12 protein-coding genes are annotated in these 16,714 nt (G+C 73.3%); 2 read left to right on the top strand and 10 right to left on the bottom strand.

Features of this window, described 5'->3' with window-relative positions:
- Positions 1 to 201 precede the first annotated feature (201 nt).
- Positions 202 to 1,536, top strand: a complete 1,335-nt coding sequence (locus SOM13_RS05190) for an acyl-CoA dehydrogenase family protein (RefSeq protein WP_243214631.1) — start codon at positions 202 to 204, stop codon at positions 1,534 to 1,536.
- Entirely contained in the window at positions 1,533 to 2,765 is a 1,233-nt protein-coding gene (locus SOM13_RS05185) for an acyl-CoA dehydrogenase family protein (RefSeq protein ID WP_320479046.1), read from the top strand. Before SOM13_RS05190 ends, SOM13_RS05185 begins: the two co-directional genes overlap by 4 nt.
- Before the next feature lie 105 nt (positions 2,766 to 2,870).
- Here the strand turns inward: SOM13_RS05185 and smc are convergent, their stop codons facing one another.
- From smc to SOM13_RS05135, 10 genes are all read right to left on the bottom strand, one after another.
- Positions 2,871 to 6,431 carry a chromosome segregation protein SMC gene (gene smc / locus SOM13_RS05180; RefSeq protein WP_320479045.1) on the bottom strand — a complete coding sequence of 1,187 codons (3,561 nt, stop codon included), beginning with the start codon at positions 6,429 to 6,431 and terminating at the stop codon, positions 2,871 to 2,873.
- Positions 6,432 to 6,494: 63 nt separating this feature from the next.
- Complete coding sequence (locus SOM13_RS05175; protein ID WP_320479044.1) at positions 6,495 to 7,484, bottom strand: Fpg/Nei family DNA glycosylase; 990 nt, start codon at positions 7,482 to 7,484, stop codon at positions 6,495 to 6,497.
- Between the two features lie 3 nt (positions 7,485 to 7,487).
- Complete coding sequence (rnc, locus tag SOM13_RS05170) at positions 7,488 to 8,216, bottom strand: ribonuclease III (RefSeq protein WP_192058346.1); 729 nt, start codon at positions 8,214 to 8,216, stop codon at positions 7,488 to 7,490.
- Positions 8,217 to 8,256: 40 nt separating this feature from the next.
- The gene (gene rpmF / locus SOM13_RS05165; protein ID WP_043593937.1) at positions 8,257 to 8,460 is read right to left on the bottom strand and encodes a 50S ribosomal protein L32; all 204 of its coding nucleotides are present in this window, start codon (positions 8,458 to 8,460) and stop codon (positions 8,257 to 8,259) included.
- Between the two features lie 99 nt (positions 8,461 to 8,559).
- Complete coding sequence (locus SOM13_RS05160) at positions 8,560 to 9,120, bottom strand: DUF177 domain-containing protein (protein ID WP_308196261.1); 561 nt, start codon at positions 9,118 to 9,120, stop codon at positions 8,560 to 8,562.
- An 11-nt stretch (positions 9,121 to 9,131) separates the two neighbouring features.
- Positions 9,132 to 11,387, bottom strand: a complete 2,256-nt coding sequence (locus SOM13_RS05155) for a transglutaminaseTgpA domain-containing protein (RefSeq protein ID WP_320479043.1) — start codon at positions 11,385 to 11,387, stop codon at positions 9,132 to 9,134.
- Positions 11,380 to 12,723, bottom strand: coding sequence for a DUF58 domain-containing protein (locus SOM13_RS05150; protein WP_320479042.1), 1,344 nt, complete (start codon positions 12,721 to 12,723; stop codon positions 11,380 to 11,382). The genes SOM13_RS05155 and SOM13_RS05150 overlap by 8 nt, the downstream gene beginning before the upstream one ends.
- A 2-nt stretch (positions 12,724 to 12,725) precedes the next feature.
- A complete protein-coding gene (locus SOM13_RS05145; RefSeq protein WP_374231426.1) occupies positions 12,726 to 13,739 on the bottom strand; it encodes an AAA family ATPase in 1,014 nt (337 codons plus the stop codon).
- Between the two features lie 107 nt (positions 13,740 to 13,846).
- Positions 13,847 to 14,329, bottom strand: coding sequence for a pantetheine-phosphate adenylyltransferase (coaD, locus tag SOM13_RS05140; protein WP_192058352.1), 483 nt, complete (start codon positions 14,327 to 14,329; stop codon positions 13,847 to 13,849).
- Between the two features lie 73 nt (positions 14,330 to 14,402).
- The gene (locus SOM13_RS05135; protein ID WP_320479041.1) at positions 14,403 to 16,676 is read right to left on the bottom strand and encodes an ATP-dependent DNA helicase RecG; all 2,274 of its coding nucleotides are present in this window, start codon (positions 16,674 to 16,676) and stop codon (positions 14,403 to 14,405) included.
- Positions 16,677 to 16,714: the final 38 nt, after the last annotated feature.

Below are 16,714 nucleotides of genomic sequence, written 5' to 3'. Positions count from 1 at the left end.
GTCGACGGGGCGACGGGGCGACGGGGCGGCTGGTGGGCCGGGCCGGTGCGGTGCGGTGCGGTGCGGTCGACGCGGCGGACGGCCGCGGTGGCCACATCCTGGAGGGTTCGGGAGGCCGCGCGGAAGACCCGCCGCCACGCGCTGTCACAGAGGGTCACGGAGCGTAACGGTGGGCCCGCCGCGCCCCGGGGCGGCCCTAGCGTGACCGACTACACCCACGACTGGAGGCCACGGATGACCGATCTGCTGAACCCGCCGACGCCCGCCCCGGCTCCCCCGGCCGCGCCCGATGGCTCCTCGTCGACCGAGCCGCGCCCCGCCTCGTCGACCGAGCCGCGCAGCCATTGGACCGGCACCGCCGACGCCGCCGAGCTGGCGCACTGGACGGCCGTCGCCGCCGAGGTCGCCGCCGTCCTGGCCCGCGACGTGCTCGAGCGCGACCGTCGCGGCGACGACCCCACCGCCGAGCTCGAGCCGCTCCGCACCAGCGGCCTCGTGAACCTCCTCGACCCCGCCGAGTTCGGCGGCGGCGGGGCGCACTGGCAGACGGCCTTCCGTGTCGTGCGGGTGCTCGCCCGCGCCGACGGATCGCTGGCCCAGCTGCTGCTCTACCACTACGTCAACGTCGCCAACATCGCGACGAGCGCTCCGGCCGGCGAGCGCGAGCGCTTCTACCGGCGGACCATCGAGGGTCGCTGGCTGTGGGGCGACTCGGTGAACCCGGTCGACCCCGACCTCCGTCTGACCCCGGACGGCGACGGGTACCGCCTCGACGGGTTCAAGCGCTTCTCGACCGGCGTCTCGTCGGGAGACCGGGCCCTGGTGAACGCGGTGGTCGTCGGCGGCGAGCGCGAGGGCGACGTGATCGCGTTCGTGATCGACGCGCGGGCCGACGGGGTGGAGCACCTCGGCGACTGGGACGCCCTCGGTCAGCGGCAGAGCGCCTCGGGCAGCGTGCGCTTCACGGGTGTCCGTGTCGAGCCCGACGACGTGCTGGGCACCCTCGACGGCGAGCCGTTCTCGACGTTGATCACCGCGGCCATCCAGCTCGGCTTCGGCAACCTGTACCTCGGTCTCGCCGAGGGGGCGCTGGCCGCGGCCCGGGACATCACGCTGGCCCGGCCGAACGCCTGGTTCCTCAGCGACGCCGACCGCTACGCGGAGGATCCGTTCGTCCGGCGGCTGTACGGCGAGCTGGTCTCGCAGGCCGCGGCCGTCGAGGCCCTGGCCGATCGCGTCGGCGCCCTGTTCGACGCCGAGACGGCGAAGGGCGACGAGGTGACCGCCGAGTCGCGGGGTGCGCTCGCCATCGAGATCGCGAAGGTGAAGGTGGTCTCGAGCGACCTCGCCACGGACGCCACCTCGCGGGTCTTCGAGGCGACCGGCTCGAGCTCGACCCGCAGCTCGGTCGGCCTCGACCTCTACTGGCGGAACGCCCGGACGCACAGCCTGCACGACCCCGTCGACTACAAGCGGCTCGAGGTCGGCGCCCACTACCTGACCGGCGTCCTCCAGCCGCTGTCGCTCTACACGTGAGCGCCGCAGACGTGAGCGCGGCGCCGCTCACCCTCGAGTCGGCCAGGGCCCGCTTCGGCGGGCTCTTCGCGCGGATCGCCGACGGCGCCGTCGACCGCGAACAGCGGCGCGAGCTGCCGAGGCAGGCCCTCCGTGAGCTTCAGGAGGCGCGGTTCGGCGCCCTCACCGTCCCCGTCTCGCACGGCGGTCTCGGTCTCGGTCTCGCCGACGCCGTCGACCTCCTGAGCGAGCTGGCGGAGGCCGACTCGAACGTGGCGCACGCCCTGCGCGGGCATCTCGAGTTCGTGGAGGACCAGAAGTCGTTCGCCCCGTCGCCCGCCCGCGACGAGTGGCTGCGTCGGGTCGCGGACGGCGAGCTGATCGGCAACGCGTGGAGCGAACGCGGCTCGGCGGCGGTGGGGACGACCGCGACCCGGCTGGTCGAGGCGCCCGACGGCACCCTGACCGTGCACGGGACGAAGTACTACACGACGGGCACCCTCTACGCCGACTGGACCGACGTGACGATCGGCCGCGACGGGCTGCCCGACACGGCGGTGGCCGTCCGCGTCGATCAGCCCGGGGTCACCGTGCTCGACGACTGGGACGGCTTCGGTCAACGCCACACCGGCACGGGGACGGTCGTCTTCGACGCGGCCGTGGTGCGACCGGAGCACGTCTTCGACGGCATCGAGAGGGCGCCGCACCAGACGCCGTACTTCCAGCTCGTGCTGAACGCGGTGCTCACCGGCATCGCCCGCGCCGTCGTGCGGGACGCGGTGGCGAAGGTCACCGGCCGCAGTCGCGTCTACAGCCACGGCAACGCCGACACCACCCGCGACGACCCGCAGCTGCAGGCCGTCGTCGGCGAGCTCTCGGCGACCGCGTTCACCGCGGAGGCCCTGCTCCGCCGCGGCGCCGAGTCGGTCGAGCGGGTCGCCCTCGCCACCCTCGACGGCGCCCGACCGGACGACCTCGGCGACCTGGTCGCCCGCGCCGGAGCCGACGTCTACCGTGCGCAGACCGTGCTGAGCGACAGCGTGCCCGCCGCCGCCTCGCATCTCTTCGACGCCCTCGGCGCCTCCGGGGTGTCGGTGGACGCCGCGCTCGACCGGCACTGGCGGAACGCGCGCACCGTCGCCTCGCACAACCCGCAGGTCTTCAAGCGACGCATCGTGGGCGAGTGGGTGCTGAACGGCACTCCCCCGCCGACGGCATGGGCGATCGGGGTGGTGCCGGGCGCCTCCTGATCGGTGACCCGCACCTCCTCGGCTCGTCGATGCGACCCGTCAGGGGCCGTCCGCGGCCCGAGGTGCACCGGATGCGTCATGTCGATGCGGGCAGCCACCGGACCGTCACGAGCCGGCCGAGCGCTCCGCCACGACGCGCTGACCGACGACGGCGCTGACGCCGTCCTGCCGCATCGAGACGCCGTAGAGGGCGTCCGCGATCTCCATCGTGCGCTTCTGGTGCGTGATGACGATGAGCTGGCTGTTCTCGCGGAGGTCCTCGAAGATGGCGAGCAGACGGCCGAGGTTCGCGTCGTCGAGGGCCGCCTCGACCTCGTCCATGATGTAGAACGGGCTCGGTCGGGCCTTGAAGATGGCGATCAGCAGGGCGACCGCGGCCAGCGACCGCTCGCCGCCCGAGAGCAGCGACAGACGCTCGATCTTCTTGCCGGCGGGTCGCACCGTCACCTCGATGCCCGTCGCGAGGAGGTCGTCGGGGTCGGTGAGCTGCAGCGACCCCGTGCCTCCCGGGAACAGGATGGGGAACACCCGGTCGAAGGCCGCCTGCGTGTCGGCGAAGGCGCTGCCGAAGATCGTCTGCATCGTCGAGTCGATGTCGTCGATGATCGTGAGCAGATCGGCGCGGGTGCGGGTGAGATCGGTCAGCTGCTCGGACAGGAACGCGTGCCGCTGCTCGAGCGCCGCGAACTCCTCGAGGGCGAGGGGGTTGACGCGACCGAGTCGGGCGAGCTTCTTCTCGGCCTTCGCCAGCCGCGCCTCCTGCTCGGCACGGTCGAACGGGCTGCCCTCGGACCCGGGCCCGTCGTCGACGCCGCCCTCCGAGGGCGCCGCGTCCGAGGGCGCCGCCTCGGCGGGCACGGGCACGTCGGGGCCGTACTCGGCGATCAGGACGTCCTCGACGAGGCCGAGCCCCGAGGCGGCCCGGTCGAGCAGCCCCGACAGATGCAGGCGCTTCTCGTGCAGCTCCATCTCGAGGCCGTGCACGCTCTCGGTGACGGCGTCGAGCCGCTCTCGGACCGACCGGGCGTCGCGGCGCAGGGCGGCGAGCTCGTCATTGCGGCCGGCGCGGGCGCGTTCGGCCTCGGCCAGCTCGCGACGCGCCTCGTCGAGCGACCGGGCCACGGCGTCGACGGTCGGCGGCAGCGCGGTGAGCACCGACGAGGTCGACGCCATCTGACGCTGACGGATCACCGTGCGGCGCGCCTGCCGTTCGGCCGCCTCGCGCTGCTCGTCGAGCTGCCGCTGCAGCGTGACCGCGCGGGCGGCCTCGGCCCGCACGCGCTCGCGCACCGTCTCGAGCACGACGCGTCGTTCGAGCTCGGCGGCACGGGCGGCCTCGACCTCGTCGAGAAGACCCTGGCGGGCCGAGACGTCGAGCAGCGGTCGGGGCCTCGCGCGGTGCACCTCATCGGCGGCGGTGGCCTCGTCGACGACCACCGCGGCCTCGTCGGCGGACCTGCTCGCGACGACCAGGGCCGCGCGCAGGCGCTCGACCTCGGCCCCGGCGGCGTCGACCCGGGCGCGCAGACGACCGAGACGCTGCTCGTGGTCGACGACCCGCGCCTCCTGCGCCTTCGCCTGCGCAGCCGAGGCGGTGGCCAGCGCGCGCGCCTCGACGAGTCGGCGCCTCGCCTCGTCGTGCTCGGGCGCGAGGTCGGCGAGCGTCGCCTCGACGGCGGTGAGCCGCTCGGCCGCGGCGTCGCGCTCGGCGACCAGTTCGAGCCGGGAGCGCTCGGCGCCCGAACCGCCCCGCAGCACGTAGTCGGTGAGCACCTCGCCCGACCGCGTGATGACGGTCACCGGCACGGGGTGCGCGGCGAGGGCCGCTCGAGTCGCCCGGGCGACGTCGAGGTCGTCGGCGACGACGGTGCTCGCCAGCAGACCGAGGACACCAGGAGGCGCGGTGACGACCGAGACGGCGCTCACGGCCCCGGGCGGCAGGGCCACGTCGAGCGTGGTCAGACGGCGTTCGGGCTCGGCGACGACGACCTCGACCCGGCCGAGCTCGTCGACGGTCGCGTGCTCGATGGCGTCGAAGGCCGACGCCGAGTCGTCGGCCAGGACGGAGTCGACGATGCTGCCGAGGGCCGCGGCGACGGCCGCCTCGAACCCGGGGCGCACCTGCACGTGATCGGCCACCCGGCCACGCACGCCCGGTCGCTCGGCCGCCAGGAGCGCGCTCGACCCGTCGGCGCGGTCGAGCGCCAACGACAGGGCCCCGCGCCGGGCGGCCAGGGCGTCGCGCTCGCGCTCGGCCGCGTGCAGGCGGTCGCGGAGCTCGTCGACGCGCTCGCCCAGGGCCGCGGCATCGCTCTCGGCCGCCGCCTGGGCCGCGACGTGGTCGACCCCGTCGCCCTCGGGCGCCTCGTGGTCGAGGGCCTCCAGCTCGGCGTGCGCGGCGTCACGGCGGGTCTCGGCGGACTGCAGGGCCGTCTCGTGCCGGAGGCGCTCCCCCCGCACCGCAGCGAGTCGCGACCGGGCCAGGTCGAGCGCCGAGCGGAGGCGCCCGGCCTCGAGATCGTGCTTCGAGACGAGAGCGCTCTGGGCGGAGATCTCGTCGTCGAGGGCGTCGAGCGCCCCACGGGCGGAGGCCAGCCCGCCGCGGGCCTCCTCGACGGCCTCGGCGGCCGCCGCGACGTCGCCCTGCAGGCGCTCGGCCTCGTCTCGGGCGTCGGCGACCATGCCCGCCGACACCGTGGTCACGGCGACGGGCTGCTCGGCCTGCTGGGCGAGCAGCTGCAGGCGCTGGCGGGCGAGGCTCGACAGGCTGCGGAGGCGCTCGTGCACGGACTCGAGCTCGAACGCGACCCGTCGCGCCCGGTCGACGTCGTCGCCCGCCATCGACTGCTCGAGGCGCTGCTCGTCGGCGGCGATCTCGCCGAGACGGCCGGTGAGAAGCTCGCGCTCGGACCTCTGCTCGGCCTCGCTGCGCGACCTGTCGTCGAGGGACCGCTTCAGCCCGACGACCTCGTCGGCGAGGAGCCGCGCCCGGGCGTCGCGCACCACGGCGGCGATCGTCTGCGCCTCGCGGGCGATCTCGGCCTGGCGCCCGAGCGGCTTCAGCTGCCGCCTGATCTCGCCGGCCAGGTCGCTCAACCGCGTCAGGTTCGCCTGCATGGCGTCGAGCTTGCGGAGGGTCTTCTCCTTGCGGCGGCGGTGCTTCAGGATGCCCGCCGCCTCTTCGATGAAGCCGCGCCGCTCCTCCGGAGTCGCCCGCAGCACCGCGTCGAGCTGCCCCTGACCGACGATGACATGCATCTCGCGCCCCAGGCCGGAGTCGCTCAGCAGCTCTTGCACGTCGAGCAGCCGGCAGCCCTCGCCGTTGATCGCGTACTCGCTGCCGCCGTTGCGGAACAGCGTGCGACTGATCGTCACCTCGGTGTAGTCGATCGGCAGCGCGCCGTCGCTGTTGTCGATCGTCAGCACGACCTGCGCCCGGCCGAGGGGGCCCCGGGTCGACGTACCCGCGAAGATGACGTCCTCCATCTTGCCGCCGCGGAGGTTCTTGACGCCCTGCTCGCCCATCACCCAGGCGAGAGCGTCGACGACGTTGCTCTTGCCCGATCCGTTCGGGCCGACCACGCAGGTGACCCCCGGCTCGAACGCGAACGTCGTGGGCGAGGCGAACGACTTGAAGCCCTTGAGGGTGAGGCTCTTCAGGTACATGCGCCGCGCCTCCTCGGGTCCTGTCTGCGGGGTGACCGTCGCTCAAGAATAGGTGCGGATGGGTCAGCGGACGCGCTGGCACCTCGGGCAGAAGTGCGACGAGCGGTTCATGAAGGCCTCGCGCACGATCTCGGCTCCGCACCGGGGGCACGGCCTGCCCTGCTGCCCGTACGCGTTCAGGCTGTGACTGAAGTAGCCGGACTGGCCGTTCACGTTGACGTACTGGGCGTCGAAGCTCGTGCCGCCCTCGCCGAGCGCCTTGAGCAGCACGACGCGGACCTCGGCGAGCAGCACCCGTGCGCGGGCCCGCGAGAACGACTCGGTGGGCTGATCGGGGTGCACCCGAGCAGCCCAGAGGCTCTCGTCGGCGTAGATGTTGCCGACGCCGCTGAGCAGCCCCTGATCGAGCAGCGCCCGCTTGACGCCGGTGCGCCGCGCGAGCAGCCGCGTCAGCACCCGGTTCTCGTCGAACGCCGGGTCGAGAGGGTCTCGGGCGATGTGCGAGACCTGCTGCGGCACCCGGCGGACCCAGGCTGCGGCGTTCTCGTCGGCTGCGGACTCGACGTCGGAGGTGGCGCCGCCTGCGGGGGCCGGAGAGCCGAGGAGGCGCGCTCCGGAGAACCCCGCAGGTCGCCCGTCGAGGGTGGGCACCGTGTCGTCGAGAGCCATCGAGCCGAAGATGCGCTGGTCGACGAAGGCGAGCCGGACCGGCCCGTGCGCGGGGCTCTCGACGTCGAGCCGGATGCGCATCAGGCGGTCGGGCTCGGCGTCGCGACTGCGGAGCAGCACCTGACCGCTCATGCCGAGGTGGGCGACGAGGGCGAGGGGCTGCTCGTGCGGCGCCGCGGGCTCGAAGGGGAACCAGAGGAACTTGCCGCGACGGACCGCCGCGTCGATCGTGCCGCCCACGAGCCGGTCGACGAAGTCGTCGGACGGACCGCGATGACGCTTGAGCGACCGGTGGTCGAGCACGTCGACACCGGTCACGACGGCGCCCGCGACGACGGGCTGCAGCCCGGCGCGGACGACCTCGACCTCGGGGAGCTCGGGCACCGCTCAGAGACCGTCGACCGGTGTGCTGAGTCGCGTCCACGCCTCGAGGGCCGCGGACATCTCGGCCTGCTTCTTGCTGCTGCCGATGCCGGTCGCGACGTCGTCGCCGCCCAGGCGGACGCTGGCGTGGAACCTCTTGTCGTGATCCGGGCCGCTGTCGCTGACGTGATAGGTCGGCATGCCGCGCCCGAGCGAGGCCGCGAGCTCTTGCAGACTCGTCTTCGGATCCATCGCGGCGCCGAAGCGGTCGGGATCGTCGAGCAGAGGTGCGATCAAGCGGAGGACGAGAGCGGTCGCCGTGTCTCCGCCGGCGTCGAGATAGGTCGCGCCGATGATCGCCTCGACCGTGTCGGCGAGGATCGAGGGCTTGTCGCGCCCGCCGGTCAGCTCTTCGCCCCGACCGAGTCGGAGGTGGTCGCCGAGACCGATGACACGGGCGGCCTCGGCCAGCGCCACCGTGCTGACGAGACTGGCGCGTCGCTTGGCCAGGTCGCCCTCGTCGAGATCGGGGTTCGCCGTGAAGAGCATGACCGTGACGGCCTGCCCGAGGATGGAGTCACCGAGGAACTCGAGACGCTCGTTGTTGGCGATGCCGCCGTTCTCGTATGCGTACGAGCGGTGGGTCAGCGCGAGATCGAGCAGTTCGGGTCGGATGTCGATGTCGAGGCGTGACAGCAGATCAGCCCGGTCGGCGCGGAGGCGCGACTCGGGCTGATCAGAAGTCGACGTCATCTCGACACCGCCGAGGGAGACGTGATCACGACGGGAGTGCTCAGACGTCGGCGACCTTGCGGCCCTTGTACTCCATGTACAGGGCGGTGCCGGCGCTGTCCTCGACGACCTTCGCGCGGTGCGGGAGGCTGTAGGTGACCTTGCCGTTCTCGATGGTCTTGACGAGCTGGACCGGCGTCGCCTTCCACTGCGAGCGACGGGCGTGCGTGTTCGAGCGTGACTGCTTCCGCTTCGGAACGGCCATGAGCATCTCTTCTCTCTTGCGGCTCCCCCGCAGGGGGCCTGGTCTGACTGGTGGGTGACGCGGTGGTGTGATGCGGCCCGGGGAGGCCGCCGGCCACCCCTACCGACGCGAGTCGGTGTCGGGCGAGCCCTCGGCAGGTGCCGATTCAGCCTGGAACCCGGTGAGTGCCGACCAGCGGGGGTCGATGTCCTCTTCGGGCTGGTAGTCGTGGATGTCTTCGATCCGTTCACCCGTGGCGGGGTCGAGTCCAGGACAATCCGGCCGACAGACCGGCTGGAAGGGCAGTGACAGAACCACTGCGTCTCTGACCACAGGTTCAAGATCCACGTGGTCGTCGTGAACCTGATAGTCAAAAGCTTCGTCGACAGCGTACGCGAAAAGCTCGGCGAAATCGACTTCCACCGGCTCGGAGAGCGGTTTCAGGCATCGGCTGCACTCGCCGGTCGCCGTGCCCGACACGTGCGTCGAGACCAGGATGCCGTCGTGCAGACCCTCGAGCCGCACGTCGAGGCGGAGCGGATCGCCCGCCGCGACCGAGATCTGGCCCTCGCCGAGCCGCTCGGGGACCACGACGTCGAGCGTGCGCTCGCGCATCTCGCCCGGGCGGTGCATGAGGTCGTACACCGGGAGCGTGTAGGGGGTCAGGTTGAAATGAGGCACGGGAGACGAGTTTACGCCGTCGACCCGGTCTTCGCAGGGGAGGTCGCGAACAGCGATCGCGGAGCGAACCGTGCGGCGAGGCGGTCACGCGCACTCGACGCCGAACGGAGGCCGTCGACCACGAGCCGGGCGTCCGCCCTCGTGCCGTCGGGGGCGGCGACCCCGCCGTACCGCTCGCTCTGCAGGGCGGCGACCAGGCGGTCGAGGGCGACCCGCGCCTCCTCGGTCTCCGGTCGTGACGAGAGTCTCGTGCGGAGGAGCTCAGCGACCGCGGTCGGCGTCGCCCCCGACGGAGCGTGCAGGCCCAGATCGGCCGCCGTGTCGACGACCTCGTGCCAGACGGCGAGCGCGACGTCGGGCGGCGGGGTGGCCCATCGACGTCGGCGGCGCCCGGCCCGGAGCGCCGAGGGCACGATCAGCACGACCGCGAGCAGCACGAGGGCGATCAGACCGGCCGACCCGAGGCCGGGGCCGCCCGTGCCCGAGGCGGAGCCCGCGGCGGTCGGATCGGACGCGTCGGCGGACGGCGTCGCGGAGGGGGTCTGGGCCGGCGCGTCGTCGGCGGAGGGCGTGGGCGTCGCGGCGTCGTCGGCCGTCGGCGCGGCGCTCGGCTCGACACCCGTGGGCTGGAGGTACGCCTGCGGGCTGCCCAGACCGACGGTCGGCTCGAAGGGCACCCAGCCGAGCCCCTCGAAGTACAGCTCGGGCCAGGTGTGCAGGTCGTCGCTGCTCACGCGACGCTCGGCCTCAGCCCCGAAGCCCGTGGACTCGCCGGGCAGGAACCCGACCGCGACCCTCGAGGGGATGCCGAGCGTCCGCGCCATGACGGCCATCGACGAGGCGAAGTGCACGCAGTATCCGCTGCGGACCTCGAGGAAGGTCTGCACGGCCTCGAGACCGCTGCCGTCGTAGCCCTGATCGACGGGGGTCTCCTCGGAGTACGTGAAATCGCCGTCTCGGAAGAAGTCCTGGAGGGCCACGGCGGCGTCGAAGTCGTTGGGGGCGTCGGCCGTCACCTCGGAGGCCAGCGCGATCACGCTCTGGGGCACCCCGTCGATCGAGAGGTAGTCGGCCATCGCGCTGTCGTCGCCGGCCGACGATGCGACGACCTGGTCGCGGGTGGGGTCGACCGGGGCGCTCTCGACCGTGTAGTCGAGACCCTGCGTACCGGTCGTGCCGCTGCGGACGGTCACCCCCGACTCGTCCACGACCTCCCACTCGTCGCCGAGGCCCTCGATCCGGGTGGCCGGCACCGGCACCGGCAGGTAGGGGCTGCGGAGCGAGCCGACGTCGATCTCGGTGGTCACGGCCCGGCGGTCGGTGGCCTCGGCGACGCCGGGAGCGGCCGGGAGCCGGTCGAGGGTCGCCTCCGGGTCGGACTCGCCCTCGGCGGGACTCCACGAGCGACCCGAGAAGTCGACGAGGTCGACGAGCTTCAGGTACTCGCCGTCGGCGTCGGACGACCGGTATGTCAGCACCGTGACCGGGGCGCCACGACGCAGGTCGTCGCCCAGGTCGATGATCGGATTGACGCCGGTGGCCAGCCCGAGACCGGAGCCGCCCGTGCCGCCGAGGGGCGCGAGGCCGCCGAGGGGCACGGTGGCCGTCAGCAGCCCGGCGACGCCGAGCGCGGCCAGACCCCCGACGAGACCGCCGCGCGTGGGGTGCCGGCCGGTGGCCAGCGCCAGGAGCACGAGGAAGAGCAGCACGGTCGCTACGACGAACGGCCAGCTCGTCTCGACCCCTGGCACGAACGCCGGCACGGCGAGGACGACGACCGGCACCACCCCCGTGAACGCGGGCAGCTGCCCGACGGACGAGACGAGGTCGATCAGCACGGCCGCCGCCAGGACCGACACGAGCACCGTCGCGAGCACGCCGTCGGTGACGTCGAGGGGCGCCGCCTCGCCGACGATGGCCGCCTCGGCCTGATCGGCGAGGTCGCGCATCCGCTGGAGCGTCGCCGACGTGGGGATGACGCCGAGGACGGCCGTGCCGCCCGAGACGAAGGCGCAGGTCACGGCCGAGCCCGCGACGGCGCCCACGATCCAGCCGACCCAGGCCGGCGCCCGGAGGCCCCGGACGGCCAGCGAGACGCCGAGCACCACGGCGGAGACGAATGCGGCGGCGAACCACCAGCCCGTCCCGACGAACAGCGGATGGAGGCTCGCCAGCGACGCGACGAACACGAGCCAGGCGAAGAGGGTGGGCAGCCACGAGGCGGCGGCGACGCGCACCACCGGGCGCCGGAGCGGAGCGTCAGTCATCGAGCGGCCTCGCCTGGAGCACGACGTCGGCGACCGGATCGCCGGACGAGACCTCCACCACGCGCCAGCCGGCGTCGCGGAGGGCGGCCGCCACCCGATCGGGGCCGAGGGTCTCCGCACCGGTGACGCCGCCCCGCGATGCGGTCGTCTCGCTGAAGCCGAGGGGCGGCGAGACGACGAGTGCGACGGCGGACGAGCCGACACCCCGCGAGCGCCCGAGCGACTCGAGCTCTCGAGGCCGGAGACCCGACACGACGGCGACGACGGGCTCGCGCGGTGCGGTGGGCGCCGCCGAGCGGTGGCCGGCGTCGCCCAGCCGGAGGTCCGCGAGCGACTCGAGGTACGCGGCGGTCGAGTCGGGGTCGTTGCGGGCGACGACGTCGCCCTCGGGAGTCGTCGCCTGGGCCACGGAGCCGCTGCGCCCGAACTCGACACCCAGGGTCGCGACGACCGAGACGGCCCACTCGAAGGCGTCACTGACGGGCGAACCGTCGGAGCCCGTCCGGGCGTCGGACCAGCCGTCGACCCCCGTCGAGAGCACGAGGCGGGCGCTCGGCAGGCCGTGCTGCTCCTCCTGCCGCACCATGAGCTCGTCATGACGGGCCGAGGCCTTCCAGTGGACGCGCCGCATGGGATCTCCGCGTCGGTACTCGCGGGTGACGGGGTCGTCGTCTCCACCGGCCAGGCTGTGCTCCCGCTGACGGCGGGCGCCGTCCCCGAGGGCGCGGGACTCGGCACCGAGCCCCAGGTCGTGGACCTCGGGCACGACGAGCAGCTCGGTACTGCCGGGGGCGACGACCCGACGCCGGGCGACGCCGAACGACTCGATCAGATCGACGTGCAGAGGCCCGACGCGGTGTCGCCCGCGCGGCAGGCCCCCGTGACGGAACACGGCCGAGGAGGCGCGGCCCGGCACGAGCGTGACCCCCACCGCCTCGGATGCCCTGGTGCGGCGCCAGCCGACGTCGTCGCGGATGCCGATGCGGCCCGCCGCGCCGCCGGGGGCGGTCAGGGTCACGGTCTCGTCGACGGACCAGCCGGCCATGCCGCGATCGGGCGAGAAGCGCCGGGCGACCGTGATCAGGGGGCGTCGGAACAGCAGCGAGACGAGCACGGCCACCACCAGGACGACCAGGGTCGTGCCGGCGAAGACGAGCGCCGGAGACGGGACGACGGCCCCCGTCGCGACGAGGGCGACGCCGACGCCGACGACCGCGCCGCCGCGCAGGGTCGGCCGGGGCGCTCCCCCGCGGGTGATGACCGTCTGCGCACGCACGCCCGGCCGCGCCGGCACGTCGCCGTGCGGCGTCGGCGGCGCCGCGACCCGATCGGTCACGGTCAGCGCGCGTCGCCGAGGGGGACGGGAGTCGCCGCGACGACGTCCGCCACGACGTCGTAGGCGGCCGAGACCGCCCCGGCACCGGCTCGCCCGGCGAGGATGATGCGGTGACCGAGCACCGGCCCGCTCATGGCGTCGATGTCGTCGGGCACGACGAACTCGCGACCGTTGAGCGCCGCCCACGACTTCGACGCGCGCATCAGCTGCAGGGTTGCCCGCGGGCTCGCGCCGAGTCGGACGTCGGGGTGCACGCGCGTGGCCTGGACGACGGCGACGGCGTAGCGCTCGACGGCCTCGGCCGTGTAGACGGCGCGGACGGCGGCGATCATGCGGCGGAGGTCGGTCAGCGACACGAGGGGCTTCAGGACATCGAGCGGGCTGACCCGTTCACGCTGCTGCACCATGCGGAGCTCGCTCTCGGCGTCGGGGTAGCCGAGCGAGATGCGCGCCATGAACCGGTCGCGCTGCGCCTCGGGAAGCGAGTACGTGCCCTCCATCTCGACCGGGTTCTGCGTCGCGACGACGAGGAACGGATCGGGCAGGGGGTGCGTGATGCCGTCGACCGTCACCTGGCGCTCCTCGAGGCTCTCGAGCAGGGCGGACTGCGTCTTCGGGGACGCGCGGTTGATCTCGTCGCCGATGACGACGTTGGCGAAGACCGGGCCGGGCTTGAACTCGAACCCCCCGGAGGGCCGGTCGAAGACCGATACGCCGGTGATGTCGCTCGGCAGCAGGTCGGGGGTGAACTGGATGCGCGTGACGGTGGCGTCGACGGCCTTGGCGAGCGCACGCGCCAACTGGGTCTTACCGACCCCGGGGACGTCCTCGATCAGGAGGTGCCCCTCGGCGAGCAGCACGGTCAGGGCCGTGCCGATGGCGCCGTCCTTCCCGTCGATGACGGTGCCGATGGCCTCGAGGATCCCCCGCGCCCGTCGCTGCACCTCGGCCAACGGCATGAGGCCCTCGTCGGCGGAGGCGCTCGGCCGGTCGGCGGGACGGCTGGTCGTTGTCATCGGATCGCTTTCTGAGGAGTGATCGAGCGGATCGGCGGGAGGAGCATCACGCGGTGTTCGGAACGGACCCCCTCGAGGAGGCGGTCGTCGCGATCACCCGGTGCGTCTCAGGTGGTCTCGAGGTACTCCGCGACGACCCTCGGCACGTACGGCGACACGTCGCCGCCGAGCCCCGCGACCTGCCGGACGAGCGAGCTCGAGACGTGCGCGTGGGCGGGGTCGGGCAGGAGGAAGACGGTCTCGACGCCGGCGAGGCTGCGGTTCATGATCGCCATCGGGGTCTCGTAGGCGACGTCGACCTGCGAGCGGATGCCCTTCACCAGAACGCTGGCGCCGACGTCGGTGCAGTAGTCGACGAGCAGACCCATGCTCCAGCTGTGCACGCTGACGGTCTCGGGCAGCCCGGCCTCGCGCAGAGCGGCGGTGAGCAGCGAGACCCGCTGGGTGAGCGGGAGCAGAGCCGACTTGTCGGGGTTGTGCACCACCAGCACGTGCACCTGGTCGAAGATGTTGGCGGCCCGGGCGATCACGTCGATGTGGCCGAGGGTGACGGGGTCGAACGACCCGGGGACGACGGCGATCCTGCTCATGCGGACACAGTAGCGGCCCGGCCCGGGAGGTTGGCCGAGCATCCACCGGACGTCGGGCGCGCGGGCGGAGACGTCAGTTCTTGCCCATCGCCTCGCGCCCGCGATCGTCGAGCCGTCTCGCGATGGCCGCGGCCAGGGCGGGGTGGTCGGCCAGGCGCGGGTCGTCGTCGAGCACCTCGGCCGCGTGCTCTCGCGCGAGGCCGATCAGGTCGCCGTCGCGGGCGACCCTCAGCAGTCGGAGCGACGACCGGCCGCCGGACTGCAGGTTGCCGAGCACGTCGCCCTCGCGGCGCAGATCGAGGTCGACCTGGGCTAGCTCGAAGCCGTCGAGGGTCGACGCCACGGCGTCGACCCTCTCGCGGGCGACGGAGTCGGCCGGCGCGGACGTCACGAGCAGGCACAGACCCGCGTGACCGCCTCGACCGACGCGCCCTCGCAGCTGGTGCAGCTGCGAGACGCCGAACCGGTCGGCGTCGAGCACGACCATGGTCGAGGCGTTGGGCACGTCGACACCGACCTCGATCACCGTCGTCGCGATGATCATGTCGATGTCGCCGGCGGCGAACCGGCGCATGACGTCGTCCTTCTCGTCGGACGACATGCGACCGTGCAGCGGCTCGATGACGAGACCGTCGAGCACCGGCAGCGAGGCCGTCAGAGCGACGATGCCCTCGACGCTCGCCCGGGGCGGGGGCGCAGGCGGCTGGTCGCCCCCGTTCTGCCCGTCGGCGCCCGCCGATCGAGCGCCGCCGCCGGGCTCGGAGTCGCCGTCCGGCCCCGCCTCACCGCCCTGCCCCGTGTCGTCGCCGGGCCCCGTGTCGTCGCCGGGCTCCGTCGTGACGGCGTCGATCGCGGGGCAGACCACGAAGACCTGGCGCCCCGCCGCGATCTCCTCCGCGGAGCGCTGCCAGACGCGGTCGACCCAGCCCGGGTGCTCGGCGAGCGGGACGACGAACGACTCGATCGGCTGACGCCCCTTCGGCAGCTCGGCGATGGTCGAGATGTCGAGGTCGCCGAACACCGTCATCGCGACGGTGCGGGGAATGGGCGTCGCCGTCAGCACCAGCACGTGCGGCGGGGTGGCGCCCTTCTTGCGGAGCGCCTCCCGCTGATCGACGCCGAAGCGGTGCTGCTCGTCGACGACGACGAGCCCGAGGTCGAAGAACCCGACCGTGTCGCTGATCAACGCGTGCGTGCCGACGACGATGTGCGCCTGACCGCTGACGATCGAGAGGAGCGCCTTCTTGCGCTGGGCCGTGGTCATCTGCCCCGTGAGCAGGGTCGGTCGCAGTCGGGCGGCCAGGTCGGGGCCGAGGGTCGCCGTGATCGAGCGGAGGTGCTGGGCGGCCAGCACCTCGGTCGGGGCGAGCAGGGCCGACTGCCCCCCGGACTCGGCCACCGCGAGCATCGCCCGCAGCGCGACGAGCGTCTTGCCCGAGCCGACCTCGCCCTGGACGAGCCGGTTCATGGAGACCTCGGCCTCGAGGTCGCGGGTGATCTCGTCGCCGACGAGACGCTGATCGCCCGTGCGCTCGAAGGGCAGGGCCGCGTCGAACAGGTCGAGCACGCCCCCCGCGACGGCACGACGGGGTGTCGCCGCCGACCGGCGGACGAGGGCGCGCTGCTGCAGCAGAGCGCTCTGCAGCACGAACGCCTCGTCGAAGCGCAGGCTGTCGCGGGCCGTGAGGTGGTCACGGTCGGTCTCGGGTCGATGGATGCGCTCGTACGCCTCGGCCAGGGGCATCAGATCGAGCTCGGCACGGACCGCGGCCGGCACGGCGTCGTCGATCGGCGGCAGCGAGTCGAGCAGCACCTCGACCGACTTCTGCACCTGCCACGACGCCACGGAGGCGCTCGCGGGGTAGATCGGGATCGGCTGCTTCGCCCACTTCTGCGCCTCGGCGTCGCCCACGCCCGCGACCGCCTCGTGCGAGGCGTCGAAGAGCTCGTAGTCGGGGTGCGCCAGCTGACGCAGCCCGCGGTAGTCGCCCACCTTGCCGGCGAAGATGCCCCGGGCGCCCGGCACGAGGTCTTTCGCGCGCCATGCCTGATTGAAGAACGTGAGGGTCAGGATGCCCTGGCCGTCGCCGATGCGGACCTCGAGGATCGACCCGCGGCGAGCGCGCATCGTGCGCTCGCGCACGTCGAGCACCTGGGCCACGATCGTGACCGACTCGCCGAGCGGCAGCTGATCGAGCGCCGTCAGCTCGCCCCGGCGGGCGTACCGCCTCGGGAAGTGCGTCAGCAGATCGCCGACGGTGCGGAGGCCGAAGGCCTTCTGAAGGGCCGTGGCCGTGCGGCCGCCCAGGGCACCGGCGAGGGAGGCGTCGAGGGGTGAGTCGGGCACGACACCACGCTACTGCCCGCCTCCGACACCGGTGCCCG

This window comes from Frigoribacterium sp. CFBP9030, from assembly GCF_034045195.1.
GTDB lineage: Bacteria > Actinomycetota > Actinomycetes > Actinomycetales > Microbacteriaceae > Frigoribacterium.
The sequence above is the reverse complement of the archived record's forward strand: the minus strand, read 5'-3'. Positions and strand labels throughout refer to the sequence as shown.

What these genes read in the sequence shown, in the direction of transcription:
- rpmF (WP_043593937.1), bottom strand. Translation starts at nt 8,460, where the DNA reads ATGGCCGTTCCGAAGCGGAAGCAGTCACGCTCGAACACGCACGCCCGT.
- SOM13_RS05155 (WP_320479043.1), bottom strand. Translation starts at nt 11,387, where the DNA reads ATGACTGACGCTCCGCTCCGGCGCCCGGTGGTGCGCGTCGCCGCCGCC.
- SOM13_RS05145 (WP_374231426.1), bottom strand. Translation starts at nt 13,739, where the DNA reads ATGACAACGACCAGCCGTCCCGCCGACCGGCCGAGCGCCTCCGCCGAC.
- coaD (WP_192058352.1), bottom strand. Translation starts at nt 14,329, where the DNA reads ATGAGCAGGATCGCCGTCGTCCCCGGGTCGTTCGACCCCGTCACCCTC.
- rnc (WP_192058346.1), bottom strand. Translation starts at nt 8,216, where the DNA reads ATGACGTCGACTTCTGATCAGCCCGAGTCGCGCCTCCGCGCCGACCGG.
- smc (WP_320479045.1), bottom strand. Translation starts at nt 6,431, where the DNA reads ATGTACCTGAAGAGCCTCACCCTCAAGGGCTTCAAGTCGTTCGCCTCG.